General features: G+C 72.0%; 13 protein-coding genes and 1 pseudogene. 9 read left to right on the top strand and 5 right to left on the bottom strand.

Annotated elements, in window-relative coordinates:
- Window positions 1-140: 140 nt before the first annotated feature.
- The 8 genes and pseudogenes from AB0L29_RS19955 to AB0L29_RS19920 all read left to right on the top strand — a co-directional run bounded on the left by AB0L29_RS19955 (window position 141) and on the right by AB0L29_RS19920 (window position 6520).
- Window positions 141-614 (top strand): 2-oxo-4-hydroxy-4-carboxy-5-ureidoimidazoline decarboxylase, encoded by a 474-nt coding sequence (locus tag AB0L29_RS19955; protein WP_365828882.1) that lies wholly within the window; start codon window positions 141-143, stop codon window positions 612-614.
- 221 nt (window positions 615-835) lie between these two features.
- Window positions 836-1216: a succinate dehydrogenase, cytochrome b556 subunit gene (sdhC, locus tag AB0L29_RS19950; RefSeq protein ID WP_365828880.1), complete on the top strand. Its 381-nt coding sequence runs from the start codon at window positions 836-838 to the stop codon at window positions 1214-1216.
- Window positions 1217-1221: 5 nt separating this feature from the next.
- Window positions 1222-1704 carry a succinate dehydrogenase hydrophobic membrane anchor subunit gene (locus tag AB0L29_RS19945; protein WP_365828878.1) on the top strand — a complete coding sequence of 161 codons (483 nt, stop codon included), beginning with the start codon at window positions 1222-1224 and terminating at the stop codon, window positions 1702-1704.
- A gap of 19 nt (window positions 1705-1723) precedes the next feature.
- Entirely contained in the window at window positions 1724-3478 is a 1755-nt protein-coding gene (gene sdhA, locus AB0L29_RS19940) for a succinate dehydrogenase flavoprotein subunit (protein ID WP_365828876.1), read from the top strand.
- Window positions 3478-4239, top strand: a complete 762-nt coding sequence (locus AB0L29_RS19935; protein ID WP_365828874.1) for a succinate dehydrogenase iron-sulfur subunit — start codon at window positions 3478-3480, stop codon at window positions 4237-4239. Before sdhA ends, AB0L29_RS19935 begins: the two co-directional genes overlap by 1 nt.
- 146 nt (window positions 4240-4385) lie before the next feature.
- Window positions 4386-5010 (top strand): annotated as a pseudogene (locus AB0L29_RS19930) (Uma2 family endonuclease).
- 279 nt (window positions 5011-5289) lie between these two features.
- Window positions 5290-5700, top strand: coding sequence for a VOC family protein (locus tag AB0L29_RS19925; protein ID WP_365828872.1), 411 nt, complete (start codon window positions 5290-5292; stop codon window positions 5698-5700).
- Window positions 5701-5782: 82 nt separating this feature from the next.
- Window positions 5783-6520 (top strand): TetR family transcriptional regulator, encoded by a 738-nt coding sequence (locus tag AB0L29_RS19920; RefSeq protein WP_365828870.1) that lies wholly within the window; start codon window positions 5783-5785, stop codon window positions 6518-6520.
- A gap of 200 nt (window positions 6521-6720) precedes the next feature.
- On the opposite strand, the gene AB0L29_RS19915 is transcribed toward AB0L29_RS19920, so the two are convergent.
- Both AB0L29_RS19915 and AB0L29_RS19910 read right to left on the bottom strand, forming a co-directional pair.
- Window positions 6721-8058, bottom strand: a complete 1338-nt coding sequence (locus AB0L29_RS19915; RefSeq protein WP_365828868.1) for a metallophosphoesterase — start codon at window positions 8056-8058, stop codon at window positions 6721-6723.
- 113 nt (window positions 8059-8171) lie between these two features.
- On the bottom strand, window positions 8172-8411 hold the full coding sequence (locus tag AB0L29_RS19910) for an SCO4848 family membrane protein (protein ID WP_344602617.1): 240 nt from the start codon (window positions 8409-8411) through the stop codon (window positions 8172-8174).
- 91 nt (window positions 8412-8502) lie between these two features.
- Here AB0L29_RS19910 and AB0L29_RS19905 point away from each other — a divergent pair, with 91 nt between their 5' ends.
- The gene (locus AB0L29_RS19905) at window positions 8503-9807 is read left to right on the top strand and encodes a D-alanyl-D-alanine carboxypeptidase (RefSeq protein WP_365828866.1); all 1305 of its coding nucleotides are present in this window, start codon (window positions 8503-8505) and stop codon (window positions 9805-9807) included.
- Here AB0L29_RS19905 and AB0L29_RS19900 read toward each other — a convergent pair.
- Genes AB0L29_RS19900 through AB0L29_RS19890 form a run of 3 tightly spaced genes read right to left on the bottom strand, consistent with a single transcriptional unit; the run spans window position 9755 to window position 12050 of the window.
- Window positions 9755-10672: a YihY/virulence factor BrkB family protein gene (locus AB0L29_RS19900; RefSeq protein WP_365828864.1), complete on the bottom strand. Its 918-nt coding sequence runs from the start codon at window positions 10670-10672 to the stop codon at window positions 9755-9757. The genes AB0L29_RS19905 and AB0L29_RS19900 overlap by 53 nt on opposite strands.
- Window positions 10660-11097 (bottom strand): GtrA family protein, encoded by a 438-nt coding sequence (locus tag AB0L29_RS19895; RefSeq protein ID WP_365828862.1) that lies wholly within the window; start codon window positions 11095-11097, stop codon window positions 10660-10662. The genes AB0L29_RS19900 and AB0L29_RS19895 overlap by 13 nt, the downstream gene beginning before the upstream one ends.
- Window positions 11094-12050 carry a decaprenyl-phosphate phosphoribosyltransferase gene (locus AB0L29_RS19890; RefSeq protein ID WP_365828983.1) on the bottom strand — a complete coding sequence of 319 codons (957 nt, stop codon included), beginning with the start codon at window positions 12048-12050 and terminating at the stop codon, window positions 11094-11096. The genes AB0L29_RS19895 and AB0L29_RS19890 overlap by 4 nt, the downstream gene beginning before the upstream one ends.
- Window positions 12051-12057: the final 7 nt, after the last annotated feature.

The following is a 12057-nucleotide window of genomic DNA, read 5'->3' as shown; positions in this document are numbered from 1 at the left end:
CCTCGGACATGTCATGGACGTACTCGGTAACGTGTCGTCACATCTCTCACCACACCTCCTGCCGACACACGTGACGCCCACAAGGACCCACGCTGCCTGCGCACCGCCTCCCCCCTTCCCCCGGCCGGCTCGCCATACCGGTGGAACACTTCAACACCGCCCCCGCCGAAGACGTCCGGCGCACCCTGCTGACCTGCCTGCACAGCCCCCTGTGGGCCGACCGCCTCACCGCCCACCGCCCCTACCCGGACGTGGACGCCCTGCTGGCCGCGGCGGACGAGGCCGCCTACGACCTGACGGCGGCGGATCTGGCCAGGGCCCTGGCGGCCGAGTCGCTGCCGGCCCTCCCGGCGGACACGTACTCCGCCGCCCACACGGCCCTGAGCGCGGCCCACGCGGCCTACGAGGCGCGGTTCGGCCACGTTTTCGTCATCTCCCTGGACGGCGTGACACCCCAGGAGTGCCTGGATCACGTCCTGGAGGCCATCCGGTCACGATTGTCCAACGATCCGGAGGAGGAACGGGTGGTGGCGGCCGAGGAACTCCGCCGCCTGGCCCGGGGCAGACTGGTGAGGAGCCTGGGGAGCGCGGGGAACCTCGCACCCGGTCACTGACGGGGCGCACCAGGCATATCACCCCGCACCACCCGCCCCACCGGCCCCGATAGCCCACCCGGCCCCCTTTGGGTGCCAGTTTGATCACACCGTCGGGCCCCCTCTCCGGCCGGCGACAGCGCATCGCTACGATGCTGGGGGCCGGTGGACCGTACCCGGCCGGGCCCGACCGACAAGGAAAGCCGGCGCGGCCCCCATCACCGCTTCCGGAGGAAACTTCCGTGCCGGCTGGAACGCTGTACCGCGGCCGGGAAGGAATGTGGTCCTGGGTGGCTCACCGAGTCACCGGCGTCCTCATTTTCTTCTTCCTGTTCGTTCACGTGCTGGACACCGCACTCGTCCGGGTGTCCCCCGAGGCCTACGACAAGGTCGTGGCCACGTACAAGACGCCCGTCGTCGCGCTGCTGGAGTACGGCCTCGTCGCCGCCATCCTCTTCCACGCGCTCAACGGTCTGCGCGTCATCGCCGTCGACTTCTGGTACAAGGGCGCGCGCTACCAGAAGCAGATGCTCTGGACCGTCGTCGTGCTCTGGGTCGTGCTGATGCTCGGGGCGATCTACCCCGTCCTCGGCCACGCCGCTCGTGAACTGTTCGGGAGCTGACGCCAATGTCCACGACTGAAAAGACCACTGCCGGTGTCGGCCCCGTCGAGGGCGGGCCCGTCTACACCGTCGACAACCCGGCACCCTTCATCGAGGCCCCGCGCAAGCGCACCAAGAAGACCCCGAGGTCGACCCGGGGCAACTTCGAGATGGCCGCGTGGCTGTTCATGCGCCTGTCCGGCGTGGTGCTGGTCGTCCTCGTCATCGGCCACCTGCTGATCCAGCTCGTGCTGGACGGCGGCGTCTCCAAGATCGGCTTCGCCTTCGTGGCGGGCCGCTGGGCGAGCCCCTTCTGGCAGGTCTGGGACCTGCTGATGCTCTGGCTCGCCATGCTGCACGGCGCCAACGGCCTGCGCACGGTCATCAACGACTACGCGGAGCGCGCGAACACCCGGCTGTGGCTCAAGGGCCTGCTCTACACCGCCACGGTGTTCACCATCCTGCTGGGCACGCTGGTGATCTTCACCTTCGACCCGAACATCCGCTAGGCACGGGGCTGCGAGAATCATGAAGATCCACAAGTACGACACCGTCATCGTCGGCGCCGGTGGCGCCGGTATGCGCGCCGCCATCGAGTCGACGAAGCGCAGCCGCACCGCCGTGCTCACCAAGCTCTACCCGACCCGCTCCCACACGGGCGCCGCGCAGGGCGGCATGGCCGCCGCGCTGGCCAACGTGGAGGAGGACAACTGGGAGTGGCACACCTTCGACACGGTCAAGGGCGGTGACTACCTGGTCGACCAGGACGCCGCCGAGATCCTGGCGAAGGAGGCCATCGACTCCGTCCTCGACCTGGAGAAGATGGGCCTGCCGTTCAACCGGACCCCGAACGGCACCATCGACCAGCGCCGCTTCGGCGGCCACTCCCGCAACCACGGCGAGGCCCCGGTCCGCCGGTCCTGCTACGCGGCCGACCGCACCGGCCACATGATCCTCCAGACGCTGTACCAGAACTGCGTCAAGCAGGGCGTGGAGTTCTTCAACGAGTTCTACGTCCTGGACCAGCTGATCACCGAGGTCGACGGCGTCAAGAAGTCGGCCGGCGTGGTGGCGTACGAGCTGGCCACCGGCGAGATCCACGTCTTCCAGGCGAAGGCCGTGATCTACGCCTCCGGCGGCTGCGGCAAGTTCTTCAAGGTGACCTCCAACGCGCACACGCTGACCGGCGACGGCCAGGCGGCCGTGTACCGGCGGGGCATCCCGCTGGAGGACATGGAGTTCTTCCAGTTCCACCCGACCGGCATCTGGCGCATGGGCATCCTGCTCACCGAGGGCGCCCGCGGTGAGGGCGGCATCCTGCGCAACAAGGACGGCGAGCGCTTCATGGAGAAGTACGCGCCGGTCATGAAGGACCTCGCCTCCCGCGACGTCGTCTCGCGCTCCATCTACACGGAGATCCGCGAGGGCCGCGGCTGCGGTCCCGAGGGCGACCACGTCTACCTGGACCTGACCCACCTGCCGCCGGAGCAGCTGGACGCCAAGCTCCCGGACATCACCGAGTTCGCCCGTACGTACCTCGGCATCGAGCCGTACACGGACCCGATCCCGATCCAGCCGACCGCGCACTACGCGATGGGCGGCATCCCGACGAACGTCATGGGCGAGGTCCTGGCGGACAACACCACCGTCGTCCCGGGCCTGTACGCGGCCGGCGAGGTCGCCTGCGTCTCCGTCCACGGCGCCAACCGCCTCGGCACCAACTCGCTGCTGGACATCAACGTGTTCGGCAAGCGGGCCGGCATCGCGGCGGCGGAGTACTCGCAGAAGGCGGACTTCGTCGAGCTGCCCGAGGACCCGGAGTCCTTCGTCGTCGGGCAGATCGAGCGGCTGCGCAACTCGACGGGCAACGAGCGGGTCTCCACGCTCCGCCGGGAACTGCAGGAGACCATGGACGCCAACGTCATGGTCTTCCGCACCGAGCAGACGATCAAGACGGCGGTCGAGAAGATCGCCGAGCTCAGGGAGCGCTACAAGAACGTGGCGATCCAGGACAAGGGCAAGCGGTACAACACCGACCTGCTGGAGGCCATCGAGCTGGGCAACCTGCTGGACCTGGCCGAGGTCATGGCCGTCTCCGCGCTGGCCCGCAAGGAGTCCCGCGGCGGTCACTACCGCGAGGACTACCCCAACCGCGACGACGTCAACTTCATGCGCCACACCATGGCGTACCGCGAGGTCGGCGCCGACGGCTCCGAAACCGTCCGTCTCGACTACAAGCCGGTCGTCCAGACCCGCTACCAGCCGATGGAGCGTAAGTACTGATGGCAACCCCTGTTCTGGACAAGGCGGAAGCGGCGTCCGCGGCCTCGCCGTACATCACGGTCACCTTCCGGATCCGCCGCTTCAACCCCGAGGTCTCGGCGGAGGCGACCTGGGAGGATTTCCAGCTGGAGATCGACCCCAAGGAGCGCGTCCTCGACGGCCTCCACAAGATCAAGTGGGACCTGGACGGCACGCTCACCTTCCGCCGCTCCTGCGCCCACGGCATCTGCGGCTCGGACGCCATGCGGATCAACGGCAAGAACCGCCTGGCGTGCAAGACCCTGATCAAGGACATCAGCCCCGAGAAGCCGATCACGATCGAGCCCATCAAGGGCCTGACGGTCCTGAAGGACCTGGTCGTGGACATGGAGCCGTTCTTCCAGGCGTACCGGGACGTCATGCCCTTCCTCATCACGAAGGACACCAACGAGCCCACGCGCGAGCGGCTGCAGTCGGCCGAGGACCGCGAGCGCTTCGACGACACCACGAAGTGCATCCTGTGCGCCGCCTGCACCACGTCCTGCCCGGTCTTCTGGAACGACGGCCAGTACTTCGGCCCGGCCGCCATCGTCAACGCGCACCGCTTCATCTTCGACTCGCGTGACGAGGCCGCCGAGCAGCGCCTGGAGATCCTCAACGACCGCGACGGCGTCTGGCGCTGCCGCACGACCTTCAACTGCACGGACGCCTGCCCGCGCGGCATCGAGGTCACCAAGGCGATCGCCGAGGTCAAGCGCGCGCTGATCACGCGCCGCTACTGAGCCCGCCCGCCCACGAGGGCCCCGTTCCCGCCGGGAACGGGGCCCTCCGGCATATGCCACCCCATCGGGTGAACACCTCCGGGACAGGTGCCCGGGCGTCGCCCGGCCCACGACGATGGTCTCGACACCAGCCCTTCAGGAGGCACCTGACGTCCGCAGCCTCCGTCGAGCAGCCCTGCCGCCCCGAAGAGCCGGTCACCCTGACGGCCATCGCCGACGAGATCACGGAACGCCATCCGGGCCACCGCGTCGAGATCATCGGAGGCCGTCTCCTCGTGCCCCCGCCCCGGGACGCCCCCCCACGCCCGCGCCCTGACCAAGCTCATGCGCCCGTTCATCGCGGCAGGGCTTCACGGCGGCGAGACCGAGGTCCTCCAGAACGTGGGGCTCCGGCTCCCCACGGGCGCCGAGGACCACGCCGTTCCGGACCTCGTGGTGGTGGACGCCGACATCGACGACCACCGCGTCGGGAACAACGCGTACGACCCGGCCTGCTTCCGCCTCGTGCTGGAGGTCACCTCCGGGAACTGGAAGGACGACCTCAGGACCAAGGCCGTCGCCTACGCCGAGGCCGAGGTGCCGGTCCACGTGATCGTGGACCGCAGGCACCAGCGCCTGCACGTCCTCACCGACCCGGCCGGGGGCACGTACGGGAACCACCGTCCGCACGCCTCCGGCGAGATCGTCGCCCTCCCCGACTCCGTCGGCGCCGAGGTCACCCTGGACGTCGCCGAGGTCCTCAGGGCAGGAGAACCCCGCAGGAGCGACTGACCGGCGGCCGGAGACGGCCGCGGGCCGGCCGGTCCGGAGGTGCCGCTCGCCGCGTCCGCGGCCTCGGCCGCCGGGCCGGAGGAGGCCGCGCGGCCGGTGCGGTGCCCCCGGGCGGCGCTGCTCGAGGCCGTGCACCCCTTGCCGGTGCCCGTCGGAGCGACGCCCGGCGTCCGGGCCGACCGGGGGGGGAGGGTGCCGCGGGCCGGCCGCGGGTGACGCGGCCGGCCCCCGCTGTGTCATGGCGCCGCTCCGCCGAGGCGGTCGTTCTAACCTGACGACATGTCAGATGACGAGTCCTACGAACTGCTCGGGTTCGACAACGTGCTGCTGCCCGTCGGGGACGTCGGCGAGGCCGTCGCCTTCTACCGGCGGGCCGGGTTCCCGCTGGGCTTCCGGTTCGACGAGGCCGGGATCGCGCTGCTGAAGGCCGGGGGCGAGACGCCGGGGATCCTGCTGCGGCTGGAGGACGGGCTGGGGCACCGGCCGCCGCCGTGGCCCTCCGCGCGGGTGTGGCTGGAGGTGCCGGACGCACGGGCGGCGGCGCGGGCGCTGCGGGAGTCGGGCGTCGCCCTGCTCGACGAGCCGTTCGCCGTGGCCACCGGCTGGAGCGTCGAGATCGCCGACCCGTGGGGGAACGTCATCGGGTTCACGGACTACTCCAAGCGCCCGGAGCTCGGCCGGCGGCCGTGACGCGGGGCCGGGCCGCCCCTCGGCCGGGGCGCGGGCCGGCGGCCCCCGCGGCGGCGCCCGCGGCACTGGCTAGGCTCTTTCCGTGCCCGCCAGGAACGACAGCCCGCGAACGGGGTCCGCGACCCCCAGGTCCGGGCAGACCCGCGCCCTGATCCTGGAGACGGCCATGCGGCTGTTCCGGGAGCGCGGCTACGACAGGACGACCATGCGGGCCATCGCCCAGGAGGCCGGGGTCTCCGTCGGCAACGCCTACTACTACTTCGAGGGCAAGGAGCACCTGATCCAGGGCTTCTACGACCGGATAGCCGCCGAGCACCAGGTGGCCGTCCGGGAGATCCTGGCCCGGGAGACCGACCTGGAGGCACGGCTGGCGGGCGTGCTGAAGGCGTGGCTGGACATCGCCGCGCCCTACCACGAGTTCGCGGTGCAGTTCTTCAAGAACGCCGCCGACCCGGACAGCCCGCTCAGCCCCTTCTCCCCGGAGTCCGAGCAGGCGCGCGAGGCGGCGATCGGCGTCCACCGGCAGGTGCTGGCCGGCGCGAGGACCAAGGTCCCCGACGAACTGCGGGACGTCCTTCCCGAGCTGATGTGGCTGTCCCAGATGGGACTCGTGCTGTACTGGATCTTCGACCGCACGGAAGGGCGCGAGCGCAGCTACCGGCTCGCCGAACGCGGTGCCCGGCTCACCGCGCGGGGCGTGGCGCTGGCCCGTTTCCGGGTGCTGCGGCCCCTCGTGCGCGAGGTGCACGAGCTGTTCACGGACTTCCTGCCGGGGATGACCCGGCAACTGCCCGGTCCCGGCAGGAAGCCCGTCCGCTGAGCGCCCCGGGTCGGTTGACGGCGTCCGCCTCCCGCTCCGCCGGCTCCACGCCGTGGACCGGCGGCCCGTCCGTCACGGTGACGTGCGCCGTCCGGGAGGGGGGCGGACGGCCCCGGGCGAGGGGCCGGCGGTCACGGTGACGCTGCCGTCCGGGGCGCGGCTTCCGGCGTAGCGGGCCCGCCGGGCGCCGCGGTCCGCGGTCAGGCCCGGCGGGACGCCAGCTCCACGACGGTGATGTCGGAGGGCGCCCCCACCCGCGTGGGCGGGCCCCAGGCGCCCGCGCCCCGGCTGACGTACAGCTGGGTGTCGCCGTAGCGCTCCAGTCCCGCGAGGGTCGGGTTCGCGGCGGAGGCGACCAGGTTGCCGGGGAAGAGCTGCCCGCCGTGGGTGTGGCCGGACAGCTGGAGGTCGACGCCGTGCTCGACGGCCTCGTGGATCTGGACCGGCTGGTGGGCGAGGAGCACGCACGCGCGTGCCGGGTCGCGGTCGCCGAGGGCCCGGGCGAAGTCGGGGCCCTGGCCCTCCTCCTCGCCCGCCACGTCGTTGACCCCGGCCAGGTCGAAGTGCGGCAGCTCCGTGCGGGCGTTCTCCAGGGGGCGCAGGCCCAGGCGGCGCACCTCCTCGACCCACTGCTCGGCGCCGGAGAAGTACTCGTGGTTGCCGGTGACGAAGTAGGCGCCGTGACGGGCCGTCAGCCCGGCCAGCGGGGCCGCCGCCGGGCCCAGGTCCTTCACGCTGCCGTCCACCAGGTCGCCGACGACCGCGATGAGGTCGGGCTGGGTGGCGTTGATAGTGTCGACGACCTTCTGCGCGAAGCCCCGGCCCAGGACCGGGCCCAGGTGGATGTCGCTGACCACCGCGATGCGGAAACCGTGCGCCCCGCGCGGCAGCTTGGCCAGCGGGACGGTGACCCGCTTCACCTTCGGGCCGCTCAGCACGCCGTAGGTGCCGTGTCCGACGGTTCCGACGGCGGCCGCCGCGGCGGCACCGGCGACGACCCGGGAGACGAAGAGGCGGCGGGAGGGGCCGGCGGGGGCGCCGGGCGCGCCGTGACCGGCGGCCGGGTCCGGGTCCGGCTGCGGCCCGGAGACGGCCGCGGCGGGCCGCCCCTGCCCGGGCGCCGCCGCGGGCTTTTGCTCCGCCGCCTTCGCCGGCGCTCCCGCCGCGACCGTCTCCGGCTCGGGCCCCTCCTCCGGTACGGCCGCCGTCGCGCGCGCCCGCCGCTCCAGGAACCGGCGCAGCAGGGGTCGTACGGCCTCGCCCGCCAGCACCGCCAGGAGCAGGTACAGCGACAGGGCCATCCACAGGAAGCCCGGCCAGGCCAGGACGCGCTGGAGCCAGAAGGGCGCGCCGGCGCGCTCGGCGACGACGGCCGCGATCGTCAGCGCCCAGCCGCCGGCGATCAGCACCGCGCCCGCCCGGCGCACGGCGCCCGGCCCGCGGGTCGTGTCGCGGAACAGGCGGCGCCACACGTACCAGTTGGCCGTCGCCAGGACGGCCACGACCAGCAGTGCGACGAGCACGAAGACGATGGCCACGCCGACGGGTTCCCTTCCGGTGGTGTGCCGAGTGAACGTCCGGGGACTCCCCCCGGTTCCGGTGACGCGGCGCGGTCGCTGTGACGTACGACGCAGTTCCCGGGTGCGGACCGCTATGACGTCCGGCGCAGTGCGCGCAGACCGCGCAACCCGATGACCCCGACGACCGTCCCCAATACGAAGGAAACGACGGCGAGCAGCAGGTGCACCCAGAAGTACGCCGTCGGGTGACCGTCGTCGAACGCGAGCCCGCTGCTGTCCTTGATCAGGTTCTTGACGAAAGTGATCCAGATGACCCAGCTCCACACCCCGAAGGCGAGCAGGAACCAGGAGACGGGGCGGCTGAGCTTCATGCGTCCAGTATCGCCGCCGCCTGTCCGGTTCCGTTCGCGGGGTGGGGGCGGAGGCGGGACTTCCCCGCACACGCCAGGTACGTTCTCGGTCGTGCCCGCACCCAAGAAGACCGTCCGGCGATCCCTGCTGGTCGCCTCCGCCGCCCTGTTGTCCACCGCGCTGACCGCGCCCGTCTCCTTCGCCGCCCCGAGCCCTTCGGGCAGTCCGTCGGCGAGCCCGTCGGTCACGCCCCCGGCGACGATGTCGACCGTGGGCGGCGTCCGGCTCGGGAGGCCGGGCACGCAGGTCGATCTCGCGGGCGGGGCGCCCGTGCTGCCCAAGGACGTGACGGCCCGTTCGTGGATCGTCGCCGACGCCGAGTCGGGCCAGGTGCTCGCCGCGCACAACGCGCACTGGCGGCTGGCTCCGGCGAGCACGCTGAAGATGCTGTTCGCGGACACCCTGCTGCCGAAGTTCCCCCGGTCGACGAAGCGCAAGGTCGTCCCCTCCGACCTGGCCGGCATCGGACCCGGCTCCAGCATGGTCGGGATAAAGGAGGACGAGACGTACACCGTGCACGACCTGTGGCTCGGTGTCTTCCTGCGCTCCGGCAACGACGCCGTGCACGTGCTGTCGGCGATGAACAAGGGCGTCGAGAACACCGTCCGGGAGATGAACGAGCACGCCGAGGAGCTGCAGGCCCTCGACACGCACGTGGTCAGCCCCGACGGCTACGACGCCGAGGGGCAGGTCTCCTCGGCGTACGACCTGACGCTGATCGCCCGCTCCGGGCTGCAGAAGAAGGACTTCCGGGAGTACTGCTCGACGGTCTCCGCCAAGTTCCCGGGCGAGACGAAGAAGAACAAGAAGGGCGAGGCGGTCCGCGAGTCCTTCGAGATCCAGAACACCAACCGGCTGCTGACCGGCGACTACGACATGGCCCAGTACCAGGGCATCGCGGGCGTGAAGAACGGCAACACCTCCAACGCCGGCGCCACCTTCACCGGTGTCGCCGAGCGCAACGGCAAGGTGCTGCTCGTCACGGTGATGAATCCGGCCAGGAGCGGGCACAACGAGGTCTACAAGGAGACCGCCCGCCTGTTCGACTGGGGTTTCAAGGCGGTCGGCAAGGTGCGGCCGGTGGGTGAGCTGGTGCCGCCGAAGGGCGCCGCGCGGTCCGGCGCGCAGCCGGACGCCGGCGCCTCCGGCGAGGCGGGCGGCGTCGGGGACGGCGCGGCGGCCGCGGGTACCGGCGCGAAGCCGGTGGCCGGGACCGCGACCGCAAACGGCTCCAGCGGCGTCGGCGTCGCGCTCGCCGTCGTCGGCGGGGCGCTGGTGCTGCTCGCGGGCGGGGTGTTCCTGGTCAACCGCCGCTGGCCGCTGCCGGATCTGGTGCGCCGTCGCGGTCGTCCGTGACCTTGGCGAGTTCGGCCTCCTTGCTCTGCGTCGCCGTCCAGGCGGCGCAGAACAGCACCAGCCTGGACGTGAGGTTGATCCACAGCAGCAGCGCCACGGGCACGCCGAACGCGCCGTACATGCTCTTCGCGGCCACGCCCTGCAGATAGCCGCTGAGCAGCAGTTTCAGCAGTTCGAACCCGATCGCGCCGGTCAGCGCGGCGACCATGAGACGGTGGCGCGTCGGTTCGACGCCGGGCAGCAGGGTCAGCACGTACAGCAGGAGCAGGAAGTCGGTGAGGACGGCGACGGCGAAGGCGGCGGCCTGCAGCAGGACCCCGCCCCAGCCGTCCTCCTCGATGCCGATCCGCCGGGTGATCCAGCCGACCATCGCGGAGGCGACGGCGGAGGCGGCGATGGTGACGAGCAGCGCACCGCCGAGGCCGATCAGGGTGCCCACGTCCTTGCCCTTGCGCAGGACCGGGTTCTCCTCCTCCTCGGGCAGTTCCCACACCGCCCGCAGGCACTCGCGCATCGAGCCGGCCCAGCCGATGCCGGTGAGCAGCAGCAGGGCGCCCGCGATGAGGCCGACGGTGCCGGCGTTCTGCACCAGGCCGTCGACGTCCAGCCGGTCGGAGATGCCGGGCACCTGCTCGGCGAGCTTGTCCTCCAGCGTGTTCTGCCGCCGGGTGCCGAGCGTGGCGGCGGCGACCGCGGCGGACACGGTCAGCAGCGGGAAGAGCGCGACGAAGCTGGTGAACGTCATCGCGGCGGCCAGGCGCGCCCACTTCACCCGGTCCAGCCGCTCGTACGACCGCCACGCGTGCGTGATCATCAGGCGCGCCGCCCACGGCCCGACGACCGGGAGCTTTTTCAGCCAGTCCATGACCCGACCCTGCCCTCTTCGCGGAAGACCCATGTCCGGGTTCCCCAGAACCGCAGGACGGTGGCCAGGGCCATGCCGACGACCGCGCCGGAGACGGTGTCGGCACGCTGCGAGGTGAGGCCCAGGCCGTAGTGGCTGACGGCCAGGCAGAGCAGTTGCAGGGCGGCGCCGGCGAGGTTCACCGCGCAGAAGACGGCGTACGGGCGCAGGCCGCGCGCACGTGCGCCGCGGTAGGTGCCGAGCGCGTTGCCGGCGTACGCCACCGTGCAGGCCACCGCGAAGGAGAGCGCCTTGGCGGTGAGCGGGCCGAGTCCGGCGGGGCCGCGCAGGTAGCTGAACAGGGCCAGGTCGCAGGCGTAGGCGACCAGGCCGACGGCGGCGAAGCCGAGCAGTTCGCGGCGGCGGACGGCCGGCCGGCGGCTCACCAGTCCGCCACCGCCAGGCCGTACATCGCCGCCCACACCAGGCCGATCAGCGCGAGCGCGCGGTCGTGCAGGACGACGTCCTCGGGTTCCCCGGCCGTGCCGCGGTCGGCGAAGACGGCGTACCGCAGGATCGCCAGGACGAAGGCCACCATGGACAGCTGCCGCCAGGGCAGCAGGCCGGTGTGCGGCACGCCGCCCTCCTCCAGGGCCCACAGGCAGTAGCCGAGGACGGCGACCCCGGCCGCGAGCTGCCAGACGAAGCGGAGGTAGCCGGTGGTGTACTCGGTGAGCAACGCGCGGGTGGCACCCGCCTTTCCGGCCATCTGCACGGCTTCGGAGTAGCGCTTGGCCGACACCATGAACAGCGCGCCGAAGCCGGTGGTGATCAGGAACCAGCGCGACAGCGGAATGCCGAGCGCCAGCCCGCCGGCCACCGCCCGCATCAGGAAGCCGGTGGTGACGACGGCGAGGTCGACGACGAGGACGTGCTTGAGGCTGACGCAGTACGCCAGTTGCAGGCCCAGGTAGGCGGTCAGCAGGGCGGCGACGGCCGGGGAGCACAGCCAGGCCGCGGCGGCGGGCGCGAGGACGGCGAGGGCGGCGCCGACGGCGTACGCGACGGGCACGGGGACCTGTCCGGCGGCGACGGGACGGTGCCGTTTGACGGGGTGGGCGCGGTCGGCGTCGGCGTCGCGGGCGTCGTTGACGAGGTAGACGGCCGCCGCGCAGGCCGTGAACAGGACGAAGACGAGCGGGAGTCGGACCAGGGCGTGCCGGGAGAACAGCTCGCCGGCCGCCGCCGGGGCGGCGAGCACCAGGACGTTCTTGACCCACTGCTTGGGGCGCGCGGTCCGCAGCAGCCCGCCCGGGAGCGAGCCCTTGCGCGGCGGCGCGGCCGGGCGGCGGGGGCCGCGCTGCTCCAGGAGGGCCGGGCCGCGCGTGGCGTTCGTCATCGGCGTG

It is taken from the genome of Streptomyces sp. NPDC052701 (assembly GCF_040678355.1).
GTDB lineage: Bacteria > Actinomycetota > Actinomycetes > Streptomycetales > Streptomycetaceae > Streptomyces.
Note: the sequence above shows the minus strand (reverse complement) of the source record. Positions and strands in the feature narration are given on the sequence as shown.

Bases quoted from the DNA above. Each gene is read 5' to 3' on its own strand.
- sdhA (WP_365828876.1), top strand. From the start codon at position 1,724: ATGAAGATCCACAAGTACGACACCGTCATCGTCGGCGCCGGTGGCGCC.
- AB0L29_RS19890 (WP_365828983.1), bottom strand. From the start codon at position 12,050: ATGACGAACGCCACGCGCGGCCCGGCCCTCCTGGAGCAGCGCGGCCCC.
- AB0L29_RS19935 (WP_365828874.1), top strand. From the start codon at position 3,478: ATGGCAACCCCTGTTCTGGACAAGGCGGAAGCGGCGTCCGCGGCCTCG.
- AB0L29_RS19910 (WP_344602617.1), bottom strand. From the start codon at position 8,411: ATGAAGCTCAGCCGCCCCGTCTCCTGGTTCCTGCTCGCCTTCGGGGTG.
- AB0L29_RS19925 (WP_365828872.1), top strand. From the start codon at position 5,290: ATGTCAGATGACGAGTCCTACGAACTGCTCGGGTTCGACAACGTGCTG.
- AB0L29_RS19900 (WP_365828864.1), bottom strand. From the start codon at position 10,672: ATGGACTGGCTGAAAAAGCTCCCGGTCGTCGGGCCGTGGGCGGCGCGC.
- AB0L29_RS19945 (WP_365828878.1), top strand. From the start codon at position 1,222: ATGTCCACGACTGAAAAGACCACTGCCGGTGTCGGCCCCGTCGAGGGC.